The organism is Sagittula stellata E-37 (genome assembly GCF_039724765.1).
Classification (GTDB): domain Bacteria; phylum Pseudomonadota; class Alphaproteobacteria; order Rhodobacterales; family Rhodobacteraceae; genus Sagittula; species Sagittula stellata.
Genome location: NZ_CP155729.1, coordinates 4,071,625 through 4,095,604 on the forward strand (window position 1 = coordinate 4,071,625; position 23,980 = coordinate 4,095,604).

At 65.0% G+C, this 23,980-nt stretch carries 15 protein-coding genes and 1 riboswitch; of the genes, 7 read left to right on the top strand and 8 right to left on the bottom strand.

Annotated elements, in window-relative coordinates:
* Positions 1 to 4: 4 nt before the first annotated feature.
* The 3 genes from ABFK29_RS19425 to ABFK29_RS19435 form a co-directional block, all read right to left on the bottom strand.
* Positions 5 to 394, bottom strand: a complete 390-nt coding sequence (locus tag ABFK29_RS19425; protein WP_005859922.1) for a DUF1850 domain-containing protein — start codon at positions 392 to 394, stop codon at positions 5 to 7.
* Positions 391 to 2,466, bottom strand: a complete 2,076-nt coding sequence (locus ABFK29_RS19430) for a TRAP transporter permease (protein ID WP_005859924.1) — start codon at positions 2,464 to 2,466, stop codon at positions 391 to 393. The genes ABFK29_RS19425 and ABFK29_RS19430 overlap by 4 nt, the downstream gene beginning before the upstream one ends.
* Before the next feature lie 69 nt (positions 2,467 to 2,535).
* Positions 2,536 to 3,492, bottom strand: a complete 957-nt coding sequence (locus tag ABFK29_RS19435) for a TAXI family TRAP transporter solute-binding subunit (RefSeq protein ID WP_005859926.1) — start codon at positions 3,490 to 3,492, stop codon at positions 2,536 to 2,538.
* A gap of 585 nt (positions 3,493 to 4,077) precedes the next feature.
* Here ABFK29_RS19435 and ABFK29_RS19440 point away from each other — a divergent pair.
* On the top strand, positions 4,078 to 8,301 hold the full coding sequence (locus tag ABFK29_RS19440; RefSeq protein WP_005859927.1) for an ExeM/NucH family extracellular endonuclease: 4,224 nt from the start codon (positions 4,078 to 4,080) through the stop codon (positions 8,299 to 8,301).
* A 78-nt stretch (positions 8,302 to 8,379) separates the two neighbouring features.
* On the opposite strand, the gene ABFK29_RS19445 is transcribed toward ABFK29_RS19440, so the two are convergent.
* Positions 8,380 to 9,012 (bottom strand): TetR/AcrR family transcriptional regulator, encoded by a 633-nt coding sequence (locus tag ABFK29_RS19445; protein WP_005859930.1) that lies wholly within the window; start codon positions 9,010 to 9,012, stop codon positions 8,380 to 8,382.
* Positions 9,013 to 9,162: 150 nt separating this feature from the next.
* On the opposite strand from ABFK29_RS19445, the gene ABFK29_RS19450 reads away from it, so the two are divergent.
* From ABFK29_RS19450 to ABFK29_RS19475, 6 genes are all read left to right on the top strand, one after another.
* Positions 9,163 to 9,996, top strand: coding sequence for an FAD binding domain-containing protein (locus ABFK29_RS19450; protein ID WP_005859932.1), 834 nt, complete (start codon positions 9,163 to 9,165; stop codon positions 9,994 to 9,996).
* Complete coding sequence (locus ABFK29_RS19455; protein WP_005859934.1) at positions 9,993 to 10,493, top strand: (2Fe-2S)-binding protein; 501 nt, start codon at positions 9,993 to 9,995, stop codon at positions 10,491 to 10,493. The genes ABFK29_RS19450 and ABFK29_RS19455 overlap by 4 nt, the downstream gene beginning before the upstream one ends.
* Positions 10,490 to 12,871 (top strand): xanthine dehydrogenase family protein molybdopterin-binding subunit, encoded by a 2,382-nt coding sequence (locus ABFK29_RS19460; RefSeq protein ID WP_005859936.1) that lies wholly within the window; start codon positions 10,490 to 10,492, stop codon positions 12,869 to 12,871. Before ABFK29_RS19455 ends, ABFK29_RS19460 begins: the two co-directional genes overlap by 4 nt.
* Positions 12,872 to 12,922: 51 nt before the next feature.
* Positions 12,923 to 13,981, top strand: coding sequence for a C4-dicarboxylate TRAP transporter substrate-binding protein (locus ABFK29_RS19465; protein ID WP_157136517.1), 1,059 nt, complete (start codon positions 12,923 to 12,925; stop codon positions 13,979 to 13,981).
* A gap of 82 nt (positions 13,982 to 14,063) precedes the next feature.
* Entirely contained in the window at positions 14,064 to 14,627 is a 564-nt protein-coding gene (locus tag ABFK29_RS19470) for a TRAP transporter small permease subunit (RefSeq protein ID WP_005859940.1), read from the top strand.
* Positions 14,624 to 15,952 (top strand): TRAP transporter large permease, encoded by a 1,329-nt coding sequence (locus ABFK29_RS19475; RefSeq protein ID WP_005859942.1) that lies wholly within the window; start codon positions 14,624 to 14,626, stop codon positions 15,950 to 15,952. Before ABFK29_RS19470 ends, ABFK29_RS19475 begins: the two co-directional genes overlap by 4 nt.
* Positions 15,953 to 16,002: 50 nt before the next feature.
* On the opposite strand, the gene ABFK29_RS19480 is transcribed toward ABFK29_RS19475, so the two are convergent.
* From ABFK29_RS19480 to ABFK29_RS19495, 4 genes are read right to left on the bottom strand one after another with little or no spacing between them, the layout of a single operon-like run.
* On the bottom strand, positions 16,003 to 17,823 hold the full coding sequence (locus tag ABFK29_RS19480) for an acetyl-CoA hydrolase/transferase C-terminal domain-containing protein (protein ID WP_005859944.1): 1,821 nt from the start codon (positions 17,821 to 17,823) through the stop codon (positions 16,003 to 16,005).
* Positions 17,816 to 19,873: a 3-hydroxyacyl-CoA dehydrogenase NAD-binding domain-containing protein gene (locus ABFK29_RS19485; protein ID WP_005859946.1), complete on the bottom strand. Its 2,058-nt coding sequence runs from the start codon at positions 19,871 to 19,873 to the stop codon at positions 17,816 to 17,818. Before ABFK29_RS19485 ends, ABFK29_RS19480 begins: the two co-directional genes overlap by 8 nt.
* Positions 19,873 to 21,156, bottom strand: a complete 1,284-nt coding sequence (locus ABFK29_RS19490; RefSeq protein ID WP_005859948.1) for an acetyl-CoA C-acetyltransferase — start codon at positions 21,154 to 21,156, stop codon at positions 19,873 to 19,875. Before ABFK29_RS19490 ends, ABFK29_RS19485 begins: the two co-directional genes overlap by 1 nt.
* Positions 21,153 to 23,393: an acyl-CoA dehydrogenase gene (locus ABFK29_RS19495; protein WP_040604683.1), complete on the bottom strand. Its 2,241-nt coding sequence runs from the start codon at positions 23,391 to 23,393 to the stop codon at positions 21,153 to 21,155. The genes ABFK29_RS19490 and ABFK29_RS19495 overlap by 4 nt, the downstream gene beginning before the upstream one ends.
* A 278-nt stretch (positions 23,394 to 23,671) precedes the next feature.
* Positions 23,672 to 23,891, top strand: a riboswitch (cobalamin riboswitch).
* The last annotated feature ends 89 nt before the right edge of the window (positions 23,892 to 23,980 follow it).

Below are 23,980 nucleotides of genomic sequence, written 5' to 3' on the forward strand. Positions count from 1 at the left end.
GGCGTTACTCTGACACGAGTGATGCGGCGGCGGAACTCCCCTCGTCGCAAGGGGCGATGCGTGTGGGCGCGCCGGAGACAGCGCCTATTTCCCGGCACTCCGCCCCGGCGCAGAACTGCCATCCGCCCCCCGTCGCGCCGGAGGCGGCCAGCATCAGCTCCGCCACCGACACGTCGCTGTCCCAGACCCACCAGCCATTCTGCAACCGGGCGTCCGGGCCGGGCTCCATCCCGGCCCCAGAGCCCTGCACCGCGCTTCGGACAAGGTGCAGACCATCCTCTTCGACAACCCACGTTTCCTGCCAACCGGTGTGTTCCACCGAATGCGTCCAGGACAGCGTGAACTGCTGCGCAGCCAACGCGGCGACGGTGGCCCCAATGCACAGCGCGCTCATGCCTCTGCCGCCTTGCGCCCGCCGAACCAGATCAGCGCCGCCACGGCCAGCGCCAGCGCAAAACCGATCTCGTCCGTCATCGGAAGCGAGGCGATCAGCGTGAAGGCCGCGCCCATTGCCAGGGCACGCACCGGCCAGCCCAGCCGATGACCGAGCCAGCCGATCACCGCCACGCCCCACAGAGCGATGGAGACAACCGTCTTGAACACCACGTAGGCCACCGCAGGCCAGAAACCGATGGCCTCCGCCAGCGGTCCACCCGGCTGCAGCATGAGGACAGGTGTGTAGACCGCCATGAACGGGATGACGAAGCCCGCCGCCGCGACCTTGATCGCCTCCATCGAGATCCTGAGCCCGTTCGCCTTGGCAATCGGTGCCGCCGCGAAACAGGCCAGAGCCACGGGGGGCGTCAGGTCGGCGAGGATGCCGAAGTAGAAGACGAACATGTGGCTGACGATCAACGGCACCCCAAGGTCCAGCAGCGCCGGTCCGGCGATGGAGGACGTGATGATGTAGTTGGGGATCGTCGGTATGCCCATGCCCAGGAAGATGCAGGTGATCATGGTCAGCACCAGCGACAGGAAGAGGTTTTGCTGGCCGATGGAGACGATGAACTGGCCAAAGGTGTTGGCCGCCCCGGTCAGGGTCATGGTGCCGATGATGACGCCGACAAGCGCACAGGCCACTCCCACCGGCAGCGCGGTGCGGGCGCCCTCGGCCAGGCTGTCGCGGATCAGGGACAGAGTCTCGCGGCCGCCCTTGGACAGTGCGCACCAGATCAGCAGAGCCGCAACGGCCCCGAAAAGCACATCCGTACCGAACTGCAGGAAGGCCGCCGTGACAAGGCCGAGCCCGATCCAGAAGACGGTGCGCAGCGCAGGCGACGGCAGGCCCAGCACGATTGAGCCGCCGAGGATCAGCAGGACCGTCAGGCCAAGCCCGACCGTGCCGGCAAACAGCGGCGTGTACCCTCCGAACAGCAGGTAGACCAGCACACCAAGCGGAACCAGCAGCATCCAGCCGTCCTTCACCGCCTTCAAGGGCGACGGCAGATCCTCTCGCGGAAGTCCGCGCAGCGCGTGTTTGCCCGCTTCGAGATGTACGATCCAGAAGGCCGATGCGAAGTAGAGGATGGCCGGCACCAGCGCCGCCTTGACGACTTCGACATAGGGCACGTCCAAGGTCTCGGCCATGATGAAGGCAACCGCCCCCATGACCGGCGGCATGATCTGCCCGCCCATCGAGGCGGTGGATTCGACACCGCCCGCGAACTCCGCCCGGTAGCCGAAGCGCTTCATCAGCGGAATGGTGAACTGCCCGGTCGTCACGACGTTGGCGACACCGGAGCCGGAGATCGTGCCCATCAGCCCGGACGAGACGACGGAAACCTTCGCGGCGCCGCCCTGCCGGTGCCCGAAGAACCCCATGGAGACGTCGGTGAAAAGCTGGATCATGCCCGCCCGTTCGAGGAACGAACCGAAGAGGATGAAAAGGAAGATATAAGTCGAAGACACGTAGATCGGGATGCCGTAGATGCCCTCGGTCCCGAAGGCCATATGGTCGATCACCTGCTCGAAGGCGTACCCACGATGGTCCAGCGGGTAGGGCAGATGCTCGCCGAAGAGACAGTACAGCAGGAACAGGCCCGCGATGATCGGAAGGGCGATGCCCATCATCCAGTAGGCCGCGGCGAAGACGGTGACGAGCGCGATCACCCCGATGGCGATATCGGCCGAGGTCGGGCGCCCCGCGCGCAGGATCAGGTCGCGGTACTCGACCCATTGGTAGCAGGCCACAAGCAAACCGGCGGCGGCCAACGCCCAGGCAAGGGCGCGCAGGACAGGCCCCGCCTCGCGGGCGTAGGCGACCAGCGGAAAGCTCAGCGCCATGAGGAAACCCACGTGGATGGCCCGGACGATCTGGCTGGGCATGTCCACCAGATGCGCCGCGGTGGCGATCTGGAACAGGGAAAAGATCACGGCGATCCAGAACAGGAAACGTCCTACCCTTCCGGCTGGGAAGGTCACGCCATGGGTCTCCGCCGGAACCGGCGGTGCGGCTTGGTCAGTCATGTCTGTCTCCCTCGACAACGGCACGCGCGCCGCGCGCGGGGGCACGCGGCGCCGTGAACCCGTCCCTGATCAGTTGATCAGACCCTGTTCCCGGTAAAAGCGCTCCGCGCCGGGATGGAGCGGGATCGGCATGCCTTCGAGCGCATTCTCCAGCTTGATCTGTGCCGCCGCCTGATGCGACGAGGTCAGCGTCTCGATGTTCTCGAACAGCAGTTTGGTCATCTGGTAGGCCAGTTCGTCCGACACGTCCGAGTGCGTCACGAGGTAGTTGGCGATTGCCACGGTCGGAACGTCGCTGTCCTGCCCGTCATAGGTGCCGCCGGGGATCACCGCCGCCCGGTAAGGCGCACCGAGGGTTTCGGCGATGGATGCGGGGATCTCGACCACGGTGATCGGAACGGACGTGGAGAGATCGCGGATGGACGCCACGCCCAGGCCCGCCGATTGCAGGGTGGCGTCAAGCTGGCGGTTCTTCATCAGTTCGACCGACTCCGCGAAAGGCAGGTATTCGGTCTTGCCGAGGTCGTCATAGGACATGCCCGCCGCCCCCATGATCGCACGCGCGTTGAGTTCCGTACCGGACGCGGGCGCGCCAACCGAAACGCCCTTGCCCGCAAGGTCCGCCAGCGTGGTCGCGCCGCTTTCCTGAAGGGCCACAAGCTGGACGTAGTTAGGATAAATGCCCGCGATGCCGCGCAGCTTGTCGAGTTTCTCCGGGAAACCGGCTTCTTCGTCCCCGGCCCATGCCGCCGCGACGCTGTCACCCAGCGCAAAGGCGATCTCGCCCCGGCCGTCCTGCAACAGGTTCAGGTTTTCGACGGAGGCCTTGGTGGACTGTACCTGCGTGCGCACCTTGTCGATGTTCTCGGCATAGATGTTCGACAGGCCGACACCGAGCGGATAGTAAACGCCCGAGGTGCCCCCGGTGAGCACGTTCACGAAATTCTGCGCATGGGCGCCGGTTGCGCCGACCAGGATGATGGATGCGGCGACGGTGCCGCGGAGCGCGGTTGCAAGATAGTTCATGGTATCCTCCCTTGATACTGATCGCTCCGAGAACGATCGCCATCAACGAACAGCCAGACCCGGAAAATCTCAAAGAATACGCGACTCGGCGCAGGAAATGCCGGGCAACGCGTCGCTCTGTCCGTGGCGAGTTCTTGCCCGGGCCGTTGCATCGCACTGAAATCCGGCGGTTCGGCAGCGGGCAGCCCCCCAACCGGCAGAGTTCGTGGCGAGCGGTTGCCGTTTCGTCCAGCACGCGGTCTCGCCGCTCGTTTTGGCAATTTGTGCCCCTTCTGGAAGGGGTGATCATGGGCACGACCATGCGCGATCATCTGCCCCATTGCGCCCGCCCGAGGGGCGAATCATTGCTGCGTATCGCCGATCACACGTCCGCCGGGCACCAATGCAGCGCGGCGACAGGCGCAAAACTGTCCTTACGTCACCCAAAAGTGCCTTTACGGCATGCGCCGATAATTCCTGCGATTTTTTGACCAATCGGCAAAAACTCGCGCCAGCGTTGTGAGCCGCGCTCATAAAGCTGGACGTCAAGGCTCTGTTACCAAAGGCTGTCAGGAAACAACAAATGACAGCAACTGGGGCCTCTCAATGTTTCACCACGCTCTGAACGGTCGGGCCTTCGGCCGTGCCTTTTCCAATCCCTTCAACTTCGAATTCGGCACCCGCCGAGGCGACATGCTGACCGGCACCGAGGGCACGGACTTCATCTTTGGCCGGAGCGGTGACGACACGGTGATCGCGTCTGACGGCCTCGATTTCATCATGGGCGACCGGGGCTTCGACACCGTGGTCTATTCTGGCTCCATCCTTGACGCCGACATCGCTCTGTCGGGCCTCAAGAAGGGTCGCCACCACGCCCTCAACGCATCCACCGCCATCGTGACAATCACGGATGCCCAGGGCGCCGTGACCTCGGTCGACGTGCTGAAGAAGGTTGAGGCGCTCTACTTCGCGGCGGACGACTACACGCTCTTCCTCGACGGGACGAACAATGCCGTGCTGGCAGGCGACGACGCCGCGGCCACCACGGAAAACACGGCGATCACCCTCGACGTCGCCGACCTCCTGTCGAACGACACCGAGTTTGACGGTGACACGCTGACGATCACCTCCGTGGACGCCACCTCGGCGCTGGGGGCCATGGTCGCGATGGCGGACGGGCAGATCACCTACACGCCCACCTTCGACGCGCTGGCCGAGGGCGAGACGCTTGAGGACACGTTCACCTACACCGTCGACGACGGCTATGGCGGGACCGACACCGCAACCGTCACGGTGACCGTCACCGGCACCAACGACGCGCCTGTCCTGACAGTCTCCGACCCGGCGATTACAGTGGATGAGAACACCACCGCCGTCACCACCGTCTCGGCCACAGATGCCGACAATGGCGCTGTGCTGTCCTACTCCCTTGAAGGCGACGACGCGTCCCTGTTCCAGATTGCAGATGACGGTACGATCACTTTCGGGGCCGGGCCGGACTACGAGGCCCCGGCCGACGCCGACACCGACAACACCTACGAGCTGACTGTCGTGGTCACCGACGAGTACGGTGCACGCGACGCGCGTGCGATCACCGTGACCGTCAACGATGTATCGGAGAAGATCGCCGTCACGCAGGGGTTCGAGACGGAATCAGGCGGCAGCAAGTACGATTACGACCCGGCGACCGGCAACCTGACCGAGCTGGGCGACGTCGTAGACCTGCCCAACGTGCCCGGACTTGCGACCGTCGACAGCACCGAGGCATCCGCCGGGCTGTGGGGCTTCGACCTTGAGTGGGAGAACACCCGCAACGACGTGGGCATCTCGGACGGCGATTTCATCGGCGTGCAATCCTTCACGGGCGAAGTGGGCGCCTTCAGCGAAGGACAGAAAGGTTACGAGCTGTCGGATGCGGACGGCCTGCTGCGTCTGACCTTCGACACCATCGACCTGTCCAACCGCACCGAGAACCACGTGTTGAAGGTCTCGCTCGACACCTTCCTGGTCGAGACCGGCTGGGAAGCCGATGACCTGCTGCGTATCGTGGTGGAAACCAACCTCGGCACGTTCACACTGATCGACACAAGCGGACAGGACATCGACGACCTCGATATCGAGGGGGCCTGGCAGACCCTGTCCACCAAGCTGCCAGACGGCGTGACCGAGGCATCTCTGGTGGTGGAGTTCGACTCCAATTCCGCCAGCGAGGCGGTCTATCTCGACAACGTGCGGCTGGAAGAGATTTTCCAGGTGACCCAGAGCTTCGAGACCGAAGCCACCGGGGCGCAGTACCAACTCGACGATGCCTCTGACGGCCAGACCGCGTTTGGCGAAGAGGCCGAGGTGCCCAACCGCGCGGGCCTTGCCACCGTGGACAGCACTGCAGCCTCTGCCGGTCAGCTTGGCTTTGACCTCACTTGGGTGAACACCCGCGGCGACGTGGGTCTGTCAGATGGCGATTTCATCGGCGTACAGAACTATGCCGGTGTCGTCGGCGCCTACAGCGATGGCCTTCAAGGGTATGAGTTGTCGGACGGGGATGGCTTGCTGAGGCTGTCCTTCGACACGCTCGACCTGACGGACGTGGGCGAACTGACCTTCTCCATCGACTATTTCCTGCAATCGACCGGCTACGAATCCGACGACCTGCTGAAGGTCTACGTCGCCACCGACGCGGGCGAGGTCATCCTGCTCGACTCCACCTGGCAGGACATCGACGACCTGGGCATCGAAGGCGCGTGGAACACCCTGTCGGCCACGGTCGACGCATCCGTGAACAGCGCCCAACTGATCGTGGAGTTCGACAGCAACTCCGGCAGCGAGGCGGTCTACCTCGACAACGTCATCGTCACCGCCGATCCGGATGCGGTCGTCGAGCCGCCGGTCGAGGACATTACCCTGATTTCAGAGATCCAGGGCGCTGGCGATGCCTCAGCCTTGGTTGGCCAGCAGGTCACCGCGTCGGCCATCGTCACCGCGCTCACGGACGAGGGTTTCTGGCTACAGGAAGAAGACGCTGACAGCGACGGTGACATGGCGACCTCCGAAGGCATCTACGTCTATACGGGCGGCGGCTATGCCGTCACGCTTGGCGATCTCGTCGAGGTCACCGGATCGGTGACGGAGTTCTTCGGCCTGACGGAAATCACCTCGGTCTCCGGCGTCGTGGTCCAGTCCTCCGGCAACCCGTTGCCTTCCGCGACCGTGGTCGCTCTGTCGCCGGACACCGTCCCCGACTGGGAAAGCCTTGAGGGGATGCGGCTGGAGGTCGTCTCGGGCACCATGGACCCGCTGACGATCAACGAGAACTACAACCTCGCACGGTATGGTCAGATCTCGGTTTCGGCGGGCACACAGGTGCAACCGACCCAGATCTACGACGCCCAGACCGAACAGGCCGAAATCGCGGCACTGGCCGAACAGAACGCCAATGCCTCGCTCCTTCTGGATGACGGCGTCAGCAGCCAGAATCCCGACGAGTTCCAGTACATCCCCGACAACAACCCGCTGGACGGCAACGACTATCTCGACAAGGCCGACGACTTCGGGGACATGGGCTCCACCGTGCGCCTCGGCACCGGGATCGCGCAGCCGATAGAGGGCGTGCTGGGCTTCGCCTTTGACGAATGGACGCTGCAGGTCACCGATACGCTGGTGTTCGACGAAAGCGCGAACCCGCGCCCGACCACCGCGCCGGACGTGGGCGGCAGCCTGCAGGTAGCCTCCTACAACGTGCTGAACTTCTTCACCACGATTGACGAGGGCTCGAACGCCACCGGACCGAACGGCGATCTCGATCCGCGCGGCGCCGACACTGCGGACGAATTCGCCCGCCAGTCCGCCAAGATCGTCGACGGCATCATCGGCACCGGCGCCGAGGTTCTGGCCCTGCAGGAGATCGAGAACAACGGCACCACGGCCATCGGCACGCTGGTCGATCTGCTGAACGCCGAGGGCACCGCCGCCACCTATGCCTACGTCGATCCGACGGGGACGGGGGACTTCATCGGCGAGGATGCGATCACCACGGGGATCATCTACGATGCGTCCGCCGTGACGTTGCTGCACTCCGAATACCTCGTGTACGCGGAACCCTCTGCCGATGCGACGGCGGCCATCGCCATGGATCTGGCAAGCTACATCGGGGGCAGCTTCGACGACTACCAGCGCAACCGTCCGTCCGTGGCCGCGACCTTCGAGGATGCCAGCGGCAACACGTTTACCGTCGTGTCCTCGCACTTCAAATCCAAGGGGCCGAGCGGGCTCGACAACTTGGCGGGAGACGCGGAAACTTGGCTGACCAACAACCCCGGCAACGCCAATTACACGACTGTCGAGGGACTGCTGGCCGACCTCTATGCCGATCCCAACTACGATCAGGGTGACGGTCAGGGCTTCTGGAACGGGGTCCGCCTCGACGCGGCGGTCGAACTGGCCGACTGGATCGCCAACACCTACGATGGCGGCGGCACCACGAACTATGCCCTGCTTGGCGACATGAACTCCTACGCCGAGGAAGACGCGGTCCAGTATCTCGACGATAACGCCGGTCTGGTCGACTTGATCGACACCTTCGTGCCGGGCGGTCAGGATGAGGCGTATTCCTACGTCTTCGACGGCCAGCGGGGCACGCTGGATCAGGGGCTGGCCGACACGGCACTGGCGGCGCATGTCACCGGCGCGGCGGAGTGGCACATCAACGCCGACGAACCCGGCCTGATCGGATACGACACCAGCTTCAACGATCCGGACTTCTACAACGACGGCGTCTACGCCTCTTCTGACCACGATCCGCTGATCTTCGGGCTCGATTTCAACATCGTCTGAGCCTGCACCGTCTGGACGAACCGAAAGCGCGGCCTCTTCCGGGGCCGCGCTTTTCGCTTTCGCAGGGACGCCGCGCTGTCAGGCGTCGTGCGGGATACCGAAGAACCGAAGGTATTTGTCGATGGCCCGGGCGATGACCTCTTCGGGATGATCCGGAGCGGGCAACCCATAGATGTGCGTGCGGATACCGATGTAGACGATCCCGCCGTGCAGGTTCCACAGATCCTCCATGGTGGGCTGCGTCTGTCCGGGCGTCAAAGCAGCCGTCTCCGCCAGCACCGGGCGGAGAATCACGTTGCCCAGGTGTTCGAGGTAGCGGTTATTCAGGGCCGCCCCGGCGAGGCCCGAGAACATGAATATCCGCATCCAGTCATGTTCGAAGATAAGCCCGCTGTATTCCGTGTAGAACGCCAGCAGTCGCGCCCTCAAAGGCACGGACCGGTCGGTGAGCCGGTCGGGCCAGTCGTTGGACAAACGGCCCAGGTAGACCTTTTCGTAGACCGCCTCCAGCAGCTCTTCTTTGGTGGCGAAGTATTTGAAAAGAAGGGATTGCGTGACCCCGAGTCGCTTGGCCAGCTGGCGGGTATTCCCCTCCAGTCCGACCTCGGCAAAGAAGCGCACGGCCTCGTTCACGATCTGCTCGCGCCGTTCCTTTGGAGGCAGTCTCCGGCGGGTGCCCGCGTCCCTGTCCTGTTCGTTTTCTTTGTCCACGACGGTGTCCCCGGTTCGTTGTCCCGGAACCCGTTTAGCAAATTTTCCTTGTAATGCTCACAGTTTTATAGATCATCCGCTCAACAGTAGTGAGCATACGATCAATAATAGGCAAAAGCCGGGTCGCGCTCATGGAGGGAGGATACCATCATGAAGGCATCGGCGGGCGGATATGCCCGGGCTGTCGACGTCGCGCACGCGCTGGAGCTGATGGCCGGGTCGGAGGGGGCTGGTCGTTTTCTGGCTGGCGGCCAGAGCCTTGTCGCAGCGATGAACATGCGCCTCTCGGAAGGCGACATGCTGATCGACATTTCCCGTATCGCAGACCTTTCCGGTGTCCGCGAGGACGGCGACCGCCTTCGGATCGGCGCGCTGACGCGGCATGCGCAGGTCGGCAACGACCCGATGATCCGCGCCCATGCGCCCCTTCTGTCCACGGCCGTGGACTACATCGCCCACGCCGCGATCCGCAACCGCGGCACCATCGGCGGGGCGCTGGCCCATGCCGATCCTGCCGCCGAATTCCCCGCCTGTGCCCTGGCACTTGGCGCGACGATGCACGCAAGCGGCAGCGCCGGCACGCGCGACATTTCCGTGGAGGACTTCTTCGAGGACGTCTTTACCACCGCGCTTGAGGAGGGAGAGATCCTGACGGCAATCTCCGTCCCGAAGGCAGAACCGGACGAAGTGCAGGTGATCGAGGAGGTCGCGCGCCGGTCCGGCGATTATGCTCTGACGGGCCTTTGCCTCGTCCGGCGCAAGGCGAGGCACCGGCTGTCGGTGTTCTCTGCCGGGCCGGTGCCCACGCTGGCCCGCGGCGCGATGCAAGCGCTCGACGCGGGCGACACAGAGGCGGCGGTCGAAGCCCTGCGCAAAGAGATCGACCCGCCCTCCGACACCCAAGCAAGCGGCAGCTACCGACGGCATCTGGCAGGCGTGCTTTTGCGGCGTGCCGTGGCGCGCATCGAAGGAGACAACCCATGACACAGGCCTTCCGCGACAAGGTGGACATTTCCCTGACCGTGAACGGCGAACCGGTCGAGGCGCGCGTGCCCGCCGGACAACATCTCGTCGATTTTCTGCGCATGGAACTGGCGCTGACAGGCGCCCATGCGAGTTGTGAACACGGTGTCTGCGGCGCTTGCACGATCAGGGTCGACGGACAGGCGGTCCGTGGCTGCCTGATGTTGGCCGCACAGGCCGACGGGACAGAGGTCTGGACAGTCGAAGGGTTGACCGACGTTGGCACCATCTCCGACCTGCAGGACGCCTTCGTCGCGCGCAACGCGCTGCAGTGCGGCTTCTGCACGCCGGGAATGCTGGTCGCCGCAGAGGAGCTGCTGAGCCGCGGCGCCGTCCCATCGCGGGCTGATATCAGGGAACACCTGTCGGGCAATTACTGCCGTTGCACAGGCTACGAGTCCATCGTCGACGCGGTCGAAAGCGTCGCACAGGCGCGCGCCGGGAAGGGCCGCGCATGACCATCGCATTCGGAAACCCCGACCGGCCCAATTCCTACATCGGCAAGACGGTCCCCCGCCCCAACGCCGCGAAGCTGGTGCAAGGGCGCGGGCGCTACGTCGACGATATCACCCTGCCCCGCATGGTGCATGTGGCCTTTGTTCGGTCGCCCTTTGCTCACGCGCGGATCAAACGGATCGACATGGCCGACGCCAAGGACGTGAAGGGTGTGCTGCGGATCTTCACCGGCACCGACCTGGCCCAGGTCTGCACGCCCTGGGTCGCCGTTCTGGCGCACCTGAAAGGCCTGAAGTCCCCGCCGCAGCACGCGCTGGCAGTCGACCGGGCGACCTGGGTGGGCGAACCCGTGGTGGCCGTCGTCGCCACGAGCCGCGCCGCGGCAGAGGACGGCGCGGCCCTGATCGACGTGGACTACGACCCGCTCCCCGTTGTCACGGACACGATGACCGCGCTCGACCCCGACACGCCCGTCATCCATCCCGACCTGGGCGACAACCTCGCCTTCCAGCGTCAGCACGAAGAGGGCGATGTAGAGGCCGCGATGGCTTCTGCCCACAAGGTGATCTCCGCGAGCTTCCGCACCGCGCGTCATACCGGCGTCACGCTCGAACCGCGTTCCATCCTCGTCGACTGGAACCCGGCCGAAGGGCAAATGACCGCCTACCATGCGACTCAAGCACCGCACATGATCCAGACGGTTCTGGCAGAGCACCTCGGCGTTCCGGAAGGCCGGGTGCGGGTGATTTGCGGCGACGTGGGCGGGTCTTACGGGATCAAGGTTCACGTCTATCCCGACGAGGTCGCGACCGCTGCCATCGCCAAGGTCATGGGCCGCCCGGTCAAGTTCATCGCCGACCGGCTGGAGAGCTTTTCGACCGACATCCACGCCCGCGACCACGAGATCGAGGCGAAGATCGCGGTGGATGCCGATGGCAGGATCCTTGCTATCGACGTGGACGACTGGACAGGGATCGGCCCGTATTCCGTCTATCCGCGCACCTCGGCCATCGAGGGCAACCAGGTGGTGAACCTTTGCGGCGGGCCCTACGATTTCGCCAACTACCGGGCGAAGACGACGGTGGTGTTCCAGAACAAGACACCGACCTGCCAGTACCGTGCGGTGGGCCACCCCATCGCCGTGGCGATCACCGAGGGGCTGGTGGACATGGCCGCCGCCGCCATTGGCATGGACCCGGTCGAAATCCGGCGCCGCAACATGTACGCCGACGACGCCTACCCCGTGACCTCGCCCGCCAAGATGCGGTTCGAGGGGCTGTCGCACCATGCCTCGATGGACAAGCTGGTGGCCATGATGGACTACGACGCGCTCCGCGCCGATCAGGCGGAGGCGCTGAAGCAGGGCAAGCGGCGCGGCATCGGCATTGCGTCCTTCATCGAACTGACCAACCCCTCGCCCTTCATGTACGGCATCGGCGGGGCGCGGATCTCGGCTCAGGACGGCTGCACGGTGCGGATGGACCCCGACGGCTCCATCGTCGCGCTGTCCGGCGTGACGGAGCAGGGACAGGGCACCGAGGCGATGCTGAGCCAGGTCGTCGCCGAAGGAGTCGGTGTGCCGCCCTCGTCGGTGCGCGTCATCACCGGGGACACGCAGGTCACGCCCTACGGCGGCGGCACATGGGCGTCGCGCGGGGCCGGCATCGGCGGAGAGGCAGCCCTTCAGGCGGCCCGTGCCCTGCGGCAGTCGATCCTCGATGTGGCGGCCTCGATGCTCCAGGCCGACAGTGGCGCGCTCGACATCCGCGACGGTCAGGTGGTGAACGCCGACAGTGGTGAGGCGCGCCTGCCGCTGGAGGAACTGGGCCGGATCGTCTATTTCCGGGGCGACACCCTGCCCAAGGGACTGCCGCGCGAACTGGTGCAGACCCGGCACTTCATCACGATGGACTATCCCTTCGCCTTCACCAACGGCGTGCAGGCCTCTTACGTCGAGGTCGACACCGACACCGGCGTCGTCACACTGCTGAAGCACTGGTGCGTCGAGGATTGCGGGCGGGTCATCAACCCGCAACTGGTCGACGAACAGATCCGTGGCGGCATCGTGCAGGGCCTTGGCGGCGCGCTCTACGAAGAAATCCACTACGACAGCGACGGTCAGCTGCTGAACGGCTCGATGGCGGATTACCTCGTGCCGATGGCGGCCGAGATGCCGGACATGCAGATCGGCCATGTCGAGACGCCCACCGCCGAAAGCGAACTGGGCGCCAAGGGGGCGGGAGAGGCCGGCACGGCCGGTGCCCCGGCGGCTGTCATGAACGCGATCAACGACGCCCTTCGCCCGCTTGGGGCGCAGGTCACGGAGATGCCCTTCACCCCGGAGCGCATCCTGCGTGCGCTCGGGGCATTCGAGGACTGAACCAAACGACGGGCGCGACGGGAGCGCGCCCCGCACCAGGGAGGAACAACCATGACTTTCATGAAACTGGCGACCACGACCGCAATGGCCGTGCTGATGGGCGGCGCCGCGATGGCGCAGCAGAGCATCACGGTCAACATCGGCTCGTCGCACCCGGAGGCCAACATCTGGGTCTACGCGATGAAGAACACCTTCCAGCCGGAGGTGAACCGCATCCTCGCCGAGAACGGCAACGAGTATCAGATCGACTGGGTCGAGAATTACGCCGGCACGCTCTACAAATTCACCGACACACGTGAGGCGGTGATGGATGGCATCGTCGACGTGGGCATGGTCGGCACGGTCTGGGAAGGCGCGAACATGCCGCTCCAGAACGTGACCTACTTCACGCCCTTCGCCACCGAAGACCACCGCATGATCATCGAGATCTTCGACGACCTGTCAGAGAACCTGCCCGAGCTGAAGGACTCGTGGGCGGAGAACGGGATGGTCCACCTGTCCTCGCTGATCACCGACAGCTACGACATCTACGCGACCTTCCCGGTCAACACGATGGAAGACCTGCAGAACCGCAAGCTGAACGCGCCGGGCACCTCGGCCAACTGGCTTAGGGACACAGGGGCGACACCGGTCGATGGCGCGCTGACCACCTACTACACCAACATCCAGACCGGCGTGACCGAGGGCACCCTGTCCTTCGCATCGGGCATCCTTCCCACGCGCGTCTACGAGGTCGCCCCCGAGCTGACCCGTGTCGGCATCGGGTCGATGTACTTCGGCGGGATCGCGGCGAACAAGGACTTCTTCGAAGGCCTGCCAGCCCCGGTGCAGGAGGCCTTCCGCGAGGCGGCAAAGGCGACCTCGGTGGCGCATGGCGACTACGTGGCCGACCTTGCCGCGCGCGCAATGGACGAAATGCAGGCCGCGGGTCTGACGGTCCACCAACTGCCCGAAGAAGAGAAAGCGAAGTGGGTCAACGGCCTGCCGAACATCGTCGAGCCGTGGCTGGAACAGACCGGCGACGCGGGCAAGACCGTGCTCAAGGCTTACTTCGATGCGCTGGCCGAACGGGGCGCGACCCCGACCCGGAACTGGGCCGAAGGGCTCTGAGCCTGCCACGCAAGACTGCATTGACCCCTGTCAGCCCGATCCCGGAAGGTCGGGCTGACCCCTACCGCAAAGGCAGGCATTCATGAGCGACGACAGCTCCGCCGATACCCAAGACCAGTTTGTGCCGGCCTTTGCCGAAGCCCCTTTCGGCGCGGCGCTCGGCGGTGTCGCGGCGGCGATGTCGGCGGTCGGCACGGCCTCCATCGGGGCACTGATGCTGCTGATCGTGGCGGATGTGATCGGGCGCAACCTGCTCGACATGCCGATCACCGGCGTGTCGGAGATCGCCGCCCGCACCGTCGTCGCAATCGTGTTCCTGCAGGTGCCCGCCGCGATCCTGCAACGCCGCCTCACCCGTGCGGATTTCCTTGTCCGGCGGATCGGGCGCGCCTCGCCCGCCGCGGTGTCCGTGCTCGAGATCCTGTTCTGCATCACCGGCGCGGTCGTGTTCGCGCTGATCGTCTGGGCGTCCTGGCCGAAGTTCGGTTCCGCCTGGACCACTGCCGAGTTCTTCGGTGTCCAGGGGGTATGGACGATCCCCACGTGGCCCTTCCGCGGGATCACCGTGCTGGGCGCCGCAACCGCAACCCTTGCCGCCCTCTACCGGGTCACACGGGAATTCGAGACGATGAAGGCCGCGCAATGACCACCCTGACCATCGGCTTCATCCTGATCGCCGTCCTGATCGCGCTTGTCCTTCTGGGGATGCAGATCGCCTACGCGCTGTTCTCCGTCGCCTTCGTCGGCATCTGGATCATCCGCGACAACCTCGGCCTGGCCTTCCGTATGCTGGAGCTGACCGCTTATTCCGGCATCGCGGACTACCTCTTTGCCACCATACCGCTGTTCGTGCTGATGGGGCTTCTGGTCAGCGTCTCGAACGTCGGGCGGGACACCTTCGCCGTGGCGGAGGAATTGCTGCGCCGCATGATCTGCGGGCTGGGCATCGCCACCGTCGCCGCCAATACCGTCTTTGCCGCCGTCACCGGCGTCTCCATCGCCTCGGCGGCGGTGTTTACCCGCGTCGCCGTGCCGGAAATGACGCGCCACGGCTACCGTCCGGCCTTTTCGGCAGGCACCGTCGCAGGCTCTTCGGTTCTGGGGATGCTGATCCCGCCCAGCCTTTTGCTGATCATCTACGGCGTGCTGGCAGAGGTCTCCATCGGCGGCATGTTCATCGCGGGCATCATCCCCGGCCTGCTGTTGGCGGGCGGGTTCGTCGTGATGCTGATCGGCCTGACCATCGTCGCGCCGACCTTCGTGCTGATCGATCCCGAGAGCACCCGCGCCCGCAGGCTCGACCGCGATATCACGCCGATGCCACTGGGCGAGATGATCCGTAAGATGATCCCCATCATCCTGCTGGTGATCCTCGTGCTGGGCGGGCTTTACACCGGGTTTTTCACCCCAACCGAGGCCGGCGGCGTCGGGGCCTTCGGCGCGCTCGTGGTCGCGCTTTCCCGCCGCAGCCTCGACCGGCACAAGCTGTGGCAGGTGATGAAGCAGACCGGGGTGATCTCCGTGTCGATCCTGCTGCTTCTGATCGCGGCCTCGTTCTATTCCCGGATGCTGGCCATCGCGGGGCTGCCCAACGCCATCGCGGGGCTTGTGTCGGACTCCGGGTTCGGACCGCTCGGGTTCATCTTCTTCTACGCGGCGATCATCTTGCTGATGGGGATGATCCTCGACAGCACGTCGATCCTGCTGATCATGGTGCCCATCGCCGCCCCCATCGCGCAGAACATGGGGCTGGACCTGATGCACTTCGGAATCGTGACGGTCATCGCGGTCGAGATCGGACTGCTTACACCGCCCTTCGGCATATCTGTGTTCACGGTGCACAACACGCTGAACGATCCGAACGTGTCCGTCGAACAGATCTTCGCCGCCACGTTGCCGTTCATCGCGGTGATGTTGCTGGTGCTGGTGGTCGTGGCCCTTGTGCCGGTGACGGTGACGGTCTTCCTGTAGGCGCGGACAACAGGCACGGCGCAACGGACAGTTGCGCGCCGGACCGTGTGTCACTGCCGGTTGTCCGACGCGGTCCTCAGGGCGCCCGTCAGCGCCAGTCGGAGGGCCCGTTCGCGCAATCCCGAGGGCGGGTCGAGGTCCAGGCGCCCGGCAAGGTCATCCGGCAGCTTGCCCCCGAGTCCGGACAGCATCAGCCGCGCCACGGCAAGGCGGTTCCCCTGCGCGCCAGACAAGATGGAGAGCGCTGGCAAGAGCCGCCGTTCGAGATCGTCGAAATCGCTGCCGAAGGGGAACTCCGGCAGGTTCATCGGCTTCAGCCAGGCGCGCAGGGTCTCGGGTGTGTTGTTGGCCGCGTGGTCCGGTAGCTCGAAATCGGACGCGACCTTCCCGGCTTCTTTGGCCTTGGCCAGCAGGGTGGGTTGAAAGCGGGCGTCGGTCACGCAGAGCATGCGCGCAATGGCCACCTCGTCCGGTTGACCCCGGAGGTCGGCGATGCCGTACTCGGTCACGATGATGTCCCGATAGGCGCGCGGGACGCTTTCGTGCGGATGTGCCCACACGATATTGGAGACCGTCCGTCCGTTCTTTGTCCGGGTCGCCGGCAGGGTCAGGATAGAGCGCGCGCCGTTCAGCGCAAAAGCCTGATCCACGAAGTTGAACTGGCCTCCGATGCCACTGACTTCCTGCGCATTCGCGGTGATGTCGCTGACCACACCGCCCAGAAGCGTGGCCTTCATCGCGGAATTGATGAACCGGGCATCGACGCGGGCGGCACGTTTCGTCTCTTCGTCGCCGTATAGCTGATTGGTGAAAGACACGGGCATCATGCGGATCTTGTCGCGTCGTTCCGGGGGCATCGCGCACAACCGCTCATATAGATCCCGGCAATCCACGAAAAAACCTGCATGGATGGCCGCGCCACAGACTTCTCGGCGGATCACGCCCGCTTCGAACAGCCTCACGAGCCCGTCGACAAGCATTTCGGTCACGGCATAGAGCCCCGCATCGAACGGCCCCGTTTCCCCGAATGTGTCGTCCCTGAAGGGGTTGGACCGGTCTACCCCGGCGAAAGCGCCGGACTGCCGCAGCATCAGCGCGTGCGCCACGGCATCCCCGATGGTGCCGATCCCGACTTGCAGTGTTCCACCGTCCCGCACGGTGCGGGCGACATGCAGGCCGATGGCGTGTTCCGTCAGCCCGACCGGACGCTTGACCACCGAGAATAGCTCGAAATTCGGACCGGGGTCGAGGCACAGGTCCACCTCTGCCCGCGGCAACGTCGCATCGGGCCCGGACATCGCGGGAAGGTTGGCGTTGGTTTCGCCGACCACAAGGAAGCTCTGGCGGCCTGCGCGGCGATCACGCAACAGATCCGACGAGATATCGGTGTTGCAAGACAGGCTGTAGTCCGATCCCATGGGGGCCAGAAGCTGCATCAACACGTTGGGGCGCCAGGCGGCAAGAACGTCGTATGCATGGGTGTAGTTCGCCGGGATGTACCGGCGCTGCATGGCCGGTACGCCAATCCATCGCCCGGCAAGCAGGAAGAACTCGGCCACTTCGACGTTTGGCGGCAGGGTCCCTTCCCGCAGCATGGCCGCGTAAGCCGGTTCGGGGTATTGGCCGAACAGACGGTCTGCCGCAGGTCCCAGAAAGCGTCGCGTCATCTCGTCCTTCATGGGCGGACGTTCCAGTGTCAACGCCGTCAGGATGGACAGGCGGGCATCCGGACGCGCAGCGACGGCCCGGATCAACGCATTGACCAGCGTGACAGGCTTGCCCAGCCCAAGCGGCAAGGCAAGCCTGATGTCGCCACCGGTCCGATCCAAGATCTCGTCGGCGATGGCCTCGGCTGTGGTGCGGTCAGCCAAAATCGTCCCAGCCCGGATCGGGCGCAAATCGCGGTCCGTGTTGCGCCGCGAGTTTCGTCAACACGTCCGGCACATCCCTGCGGACACGGGCATAATGCAGCGGACCTCCGCGGAACGGGGCCCAACCGGTGCCGAAGATCAGCGCGCCATCGACGGTGTCCGCATCCTCGGCAATCCCCTTGCGCAGGCACTCCACCGCGGCGTTGCACATCGGAAGGATCAGCCGGTCGATCACGTTCTGGTCCGGGTCGTCTGCCGGGACTTTGGGCGGCTTCTCGGTTTCGTAGTCATAGAGACCGCGTCCCGCCTTTCGTCCGGTGTGCCCCTTGTCCACCATGTCCTGCAACCACCCCGGCGTCTCGGCCACGGGCACATCCAGCCCCTCGCGCAGGGATAGCGCCACTTCGAGGCAGATATCCAAACCCACGGAATCGGCCAGCGTTACCGGTCCCATCGGCATGCCGAAGGCGAGGGCCGCACGGTCCAGCGCCTCCTTGTCGTGCCCCTCGTCGAGCATCGCGAGCGCCTCCATCATGTAGGGTGCCAGGACGCGGTTCACGAGGAAGCCGGGATAATCCTTCACCCGCGCGGGCAGCCTGTCGATCCCGTTGGCAAACCGGGCAAGGCGGTCCAGCGTATCGGCGGATGCAAGATCGTGAGACACCACCTCGACCAGTGGCATCTTGCTGACCGGATTGAAGAAATGCAGCCCGGCAAAGTGACCGGGCACCGGAGCGGCAGTCACCAGCGACGACAGCGGCAGGCTAGACGTATTGGTGGCCAGAATGGCGCCGGGTTTCATCTGGTCCGCAAGTTCGCCGTAGATCTTCTCCTTCACCTCCATCTTTTCCGGCGCGGCCTCGATGATCAGATCGGCGCGGGCCCGGCCCAGCCGGTCCGGATCGGGCATGAGGCGGTCGAGCGCATCGCGCGTTTCGATCCCGCCGAGATGCCTTTTGCCGCAGATTTCGGTGGCGCGGCGGACGGTTTCGCCCAACGGCGCAAGAGCCACGTCTTCGATGGTGACACGCCGCCCCTGGATCGCGGCCCAAGCAGCAATCTCCGCCCCCATCGCCCCTGCCCCGATGACGTGCACATGGTCTATCCCGTCAGGCCCGGTCGCACCGGACTTCAGCCGCCGCCGCAGGAAAAACACGCGGATCAGGTTCTGCGCCGTTGCACTGTCGAGCAAATCGCAGAAGGACCGCACCTCCGCCTGCTGCATGGCGGATGGATCGCCGCCATGGCGCTCCCACAATTCGATCAGCGCGAAGGGGGCAGGGAAATGCGCGTTCGGCGCCGTCTTCTCGGCCTCCGCGCGCATCCTGTTGGCTGCCAGGCTTCGCGCGGCGCGGGTGCGCAGGGCGCTTGCCCGCAAGCCGCCGCCGTCGTGGCTCAGCTTGCCATTCGCGGCGGCATCCATGGCCGCTTCGACATGTCGCTCCGGCACAAGCGCGTCCAGAATCCCCAGTCGTCTGGCTTTCCGGTCGTGTGCGCTGCGCCCGGTGAGCATCATCTGCATGGCTTCCACCGGGTCGATAAGTTGCGTCAAGCGCACCGTTCCGCCGAGACCCGGGTGAAGTCCAAGCTGTATCTCCGGAAAGCCGACCTTCACCCCCTCGACGCCGATGCGGTAATCGCAGGCAAGCGCGAGTTCGAGACCGCCACCAAGCGTTGCGCCGTGAATGACGGCAATGGTCGGAACCGGCAAGGCGGCCAGCTTGTCCAGCACATCGTGCCCCTGCTGCAGCATCTCTGTCGCGCCCTGACCGCGCAGGTCGGCAAAGCCGTCGATATCGGCCCCGGCGGCGAACCCGCCGCGTTTGGCGGAGCGCAGCGCCACTCCGCGGGGCTGCGCCTGTTTCGCGTCGTCCAGCAAGACGTCCAACTCACGCAACACCGTTTCGGAGATCGTGTTGGTGCTGGTGCCCGGGCAGTCGAGCCAGAGGGTCAGCAGCCCGTCGGTCTCGGCGCGACGCCAGTTCTCCGTTTCGGGGGGGCGGGTGGCGCCGGGGGCGTCATCGGGGTCGATCTCGTTGAACAAGGTCATCACGCAGCCTCCAAAAGCATGGCGCCGCCCAGACCGCCGCCGATGCATTCCGTTGCAATTCCCCGCCTGCCCCCGCGCGCCTTCAGCGCATTGGCGAGGTGCAGCACGATGCGGTTTCCGCTGGTGCCGACCGGATGGCCGAGGCTGATGGCCCCGCCGTCGACGTTCAGGCGCCCCCGGTCGATCCGGCCAAAGGCGGTGTCGTAACCCAGTATGTCGCGGCAGAATGAGTCGTCCTGCCAGGCCGCCAGACAGGCAAGCACCTGCGCGGCGAAGGCCTCGTTGATCTCCCAAAGGTCGACATCGTCGACCGAGAGGCCGTGACGCTGCGCCAGCGGTGTCGAGGACAGGACCGGACCCAGCCCCATGATGCGCGGGTCGAGCGCCGCCCATTGCGTATCGACGATGCGGGCCAGCGGGGTCAGGCCATGGGCCTCCACGGCGGTTTCCGAGGCGAGGATGACCCATGACGCCCCGTCCGTGATCTGGCTCGAATTTCCGGGCGTTACCTTGCCGAACGGCTTTTCGAAGGCAGGGTCCAGCTTTGCCAGCTTGTCGATCGAAGAATTGGGCCGCACACCGTCGTCCACCTCGTGTACATTGCCGTCCCGGTCGAAGACCGGCAGCACCTCGCCCCTGAGCCGTCCTTCCTCCTGCGCGGCGGCAAGGCGATGGTGGCTTTCATCGGCATAGGTATCCGCCATCTTGCGATCGATACCGAAGCGGTGGGCCAGCACTTCTGCGGTCTGTCCCATGTTGAGCGCCGTGATGGGATCGGTCAGCCCGCGCTCCAACCCGATCACGGGCGAAAAGAATTCCGGCCGGACGTCTGCGATGGCTTTCGCCTTGTCCAGCGGCCCCCGTGCCCGGGCCATCTCGCCGAACCATTCGGTCGCGTCGCGGTTATAGACCAGCGGCGCATGGCTGAGCGCCTCCGTGCCGCCGGCAAGGATCATTTCATGACTGCCCTCGCGGATATAGCGATAGGCCGTGTCGATGCTCTGCATGCCGGACCCACAGTTGATCTGCACCGTGAACGCGACTTGGTTCTCTCCCATGCCAAGTCTGATTGCCGCCACCCGGGCCGGGTTCATCTCGTCCTGAATGACGTTGACACAGCCAAGGATCACGAGGTCGAAGGCCGTGGGTTCGAACGGTTGCCGCAACAAGAGAGGTCGCCCGGCCTGCACGGCGAGGTCTACGGGGGTGAACGGGCCAGGGCGACCACGGGCCTTGAGGAAAGGCGTGCGCGCGCCGTCGACGATGTATACGGGGCGGCTCATTCGGCGGCCTCCTTCCAGTCGGTCGGTGGGGTCATTTCGGGGTAGAGATCCGCCAGCTCTTCCGGCGTGTAGTCGTCCACGGCGACAACCTTCTGCACAGCCTCCTGCATTCTCTGCAGCTGGGCATATTCGGCCTCAGAGAGCAGTCCTGCGTCCAGCCCTTCCTGCGGGGTTTTGCGCACATCGCGCAGACGCTTTTCCAGAGGGGCCGCTTCCAGCACCAGCTTGTACGCCGTATCGAGCAGGCCCAGACCACTGTCGGGCTTGGGCGCGTAGTAGTGGCCGACCAGACGGCTGCGGGTGTCCGATGGCTCGTAGATCAGCTTGGCGACCTCCTCGATCACCTGATCCGAGGGACCCCGCGCATGGGCACCGGGACGTAGGATGGGCCGCAGCAGCCAGCCGACCCAGCGTGCGGGCATGTTGGCGATCACCTCGTCGAGCGCGCGACCGATCCGGGCGAAACTCGTTTCGGTGGCATGGCGCACCAAGGGCAGGTCGGCGTCGTGACGCCCGTCGTCTTCCCAACGCTTCAGCACGGCAGCCACGAGATACATCTCCGACAGCGCATCCCCCAGCCGGGCCGAGATCATCTCGCGCCGCTTCAGACCGCCCCCCAGCGTCAGGAACGCCATGTCCGCCGTCAGGGCAAATGCCGCAGACCAGCGCGACAGGCGCCGATAGAACGGTGTCGCCTTGCCTGCATCGTCGGGGGCCTTGCCACGCCCGGTCCAAGCCGACCATCCCGCGCGACAGACCGTTCGGAGGGAGTGTCCGACGTGCGCCCAGAAATGGGTGTCGAAGGAGTCGAGCGATTTGTCCGGGTCCGGCTCCTGTATCGCTTCGATTTCGTCCAGCAGATGCGGATGGGCCCTGATGGCCCCTTGCCCGAAGATGATCAGGTTGCGGGTCACGATGTTCGCGCCCTCGACCGTGATCCCGATGGGAATGGCGCGATAGTGCGACTGGAGATAGTTCAACGGACCGTCGATGACCGCCTTGCCTGAATGCACATCCATGGCATCGTTGATCGTTTCACGCATCCGGGTCGTGGCGTGATACTTCATGATCGCGGATATCACGGCCAGCTTGTACCCGTCGTCCAACGCCGCCGTCGTCAGGCGGCGGCCCGCATCGATCGTGTAGGCGTTGGAAGCGATGCGGGCCATGGGCTCCTGCACGCCGCCGAACAACCCGATGGGCAGATTGAACTGTTTGCGGATGCGGGAATAGGCGCCGGTGCTGTGCGCGGACATGGCTGCCGCTGCGGCCGACAGCGATGGCAGTGAGATTCCGCGCCCGGCGGCCAGCGCACTCATCAGCATCATCCATCCGCGCCCCGCATAGTCCGGCCCGCCGATGATATGGTCGAGCGGCACGAAGACGTCCTTGCCGGTGGTCGGCCCGTTCATGAACATGGTCCCCGAGGGCAGGTGCCTGCGGCCGGTCTCCACCCCCGGCAAATCCGTCGGAACGAGCGTGCATGTGATCCCTATGTCATCGACCTCGCCCAGCAGGTGGTCCGGGTCGCGCAGCTTCAGGGCAAGACCCAGCACCGTGGCGACCGGCGACAACGTGATGTAGCGCTTGGCCCATGTCATGCGGATGCCAAGCACCTCTTCGCCATTCCACTGCCCCTTGCAGACGACGCCTTCGTCCGTCATGGCCGACGCGTCCGATCCGGCGTCTTCGGAGGTGAGCCCGAAGGCGGGCAGTTCTTCGCCGCGCGCGAGGCGTGGCAGCCAGTGCCGTTTTTGCGCGTCGGTGCCGAATTGCAGGATCAGTTCACCGGGACCGAGCGAATTGGGCACCATGACCGTCACCGCCGCCACGACGGAATGCCCCGCGATGTAGCGCACGACTTCCGAATGGGCATAGGCAGAGAAACCGAGTCCGCCGTGCTCCTTCGGGATGATCATGCCGAAAAAGCCTTCGTCGCGCAGATAGGTCCACGCCTCGCGGGGCAGATCGCCGGTGCGCCTGTCGATATCCCAGACGTCGATCATGTCGCAGAAGGTCCGGCATGGCCCGTCGATGAAATCCCGCTCCTCGTCGGTAAGGGCGGGCGCCTTCATGCTGCGCAGCATCGTCCAGTCCGGATTGCCGGAGAACAGTTCCGCCTCGAAGTGGACGTCTCCGGAATAGACGGCTTCGGCCTCTGTCGAGGACAGCGACGGCATCGCCCCCCTCGCCCACTTCAAAATCGGCTTGGTGACGTAATTCTTTCTGAATGACATGGCGGTTCCTCCACCCGGAAAACGCCCCGGCGGTGGAAGGGTTCCTGCTGCGCTGCATTCCGGGCGGATGACGTTCCGTCGTGCGCACGTCGCGATCGAGCGCATCTGGACGGCTTTGGCGATGCACCGCGTCCGGGTTGTTTGCGATCCGGGACGGTGTTCGGCCACGCGCCCTTGGGTATCGTTGCCGGCGCCGACGGATCAACGCGCATACACTCTTCGCGGGAAGTCGACACTCATTTTATCGCGCCCGGAGATTGACGGACAAGCCGTATCCGTGCTTAACGATCCGCGATGGTTCCCGGAACGCCAGCAAGCCAACCGGGATGAAAAGGGAACACGGTGAGGATGTCCGCAAGGTGCCGAATCCGCGACTGCCCCCGCAACTGTGAGCGGAGAGCGATCCTGAGAACACCACTGGGCCGGTAGGCGGCTCGGGAAGGTTCGGGAAAGCGTTGACCCGCAAGTCAGGAGACCTGCCATCTCCGGCGCGCTCCGCGCCGCAGTCACTTTTAACCGGGCGGGGTGTCCGGCAGGAGATGTGCTATGTTTGGACGGCTCTTTGTGCCCGATGTCATCGCTGGTCT

Bases quoted from the DNA above. Each gene is read 5' to 3' on its own strand.
- ABFK29_RS19425 (WP_005859922.1), bottom strand. From the start codon at position 394: ATGAGCGCGCTGTGCATTGGGGCCACCGTCGCCGCGTTGGCTGCGCAG.
- ABFK29_RS19430 (WP_005859924.1), bottom strand. From the start codon at position 2,466: ATGACTGACCAAGCCGCACCGCCGGTTCCGGCGGAGACCCATGGCGTG.
- ABFK29_RS19435 (WP_005859926.1), bottom strand. From the start codon at position 3,492: ATGAACTATCTTGCAACCGCGCTCCGCGGCACCGTCGCCGCATCCATC.
- ABFK29_RS19440 (WP_005859927.1), top strand. From the start codon at position 4,078: ATGTTTCACCACGCTCTGAACGGTCGGGCCTTCGGCCGTGCCTTTTCC.
- ABFK29_RS19450 (WP_005859932.1), top strand. From the start codon at position 9,163: ATGAAGGCATCGGCGGGCGGATATGCCCGGGCTGTCGACGTCGCGCAC.
- ABFK29_RS19455 (WP_005859934.1), top strand. From the start codon at position 9,993: ATGACACAGGCCTTCCGCGACAAGGTGGACATTTCCCTGACCGTGAAC.
- ABFK29_RS19460 (WP_005859936.1), top strand. From the start codon at position 10,490: ATGACCATCGCATTCGGAAACCCCGACCGGCCCAATTCCTACATCGGC.
- ABFK29_RS19465 (WP_157136517.1), top strand. From the start codon at position 12,923: ATGACTTTCATGAAACTGGCGACCACGACCGCAATGGCCGTGCTGATG.
- ABFK29_RS19470 (WP_005859940.1), top strand. From the start codon at position 14,064: ATGAGCGACGACAGCTCCGCCGATACCCAAGACCAGTTTGTGCCGGCC.
- ABFK29_RS19475 (WP_005859942.1), top strand. From the start codon at position 14,624: ATGACCACCCTGACCATCGGCTTCATCCTGATCGCCGTCCTGATCGCG.
- ABFK29_RS19485 (WP_005859946.1), bottom strand. From the start codon at position 19,873: ATGACCTTGTTCAACGAGATCGACCCCGATGACGCCCCCGGCGCCACC.
- ABFK29_RS19490 (WP_005859948.1), bottom strand. From the start codon at position 21,156: ATGAGCCGCCCCGTATACATCGTCGACGGCGCGCGCACGCCTTTCCTC.
- ABFK29_RS19495 (WP_040604683.1), bottom strand. From the start codon at position 23,393: ATGTCATTCAGAAAGAATTACGTCACCAAGCCGATTTTGAAGTGGGCG.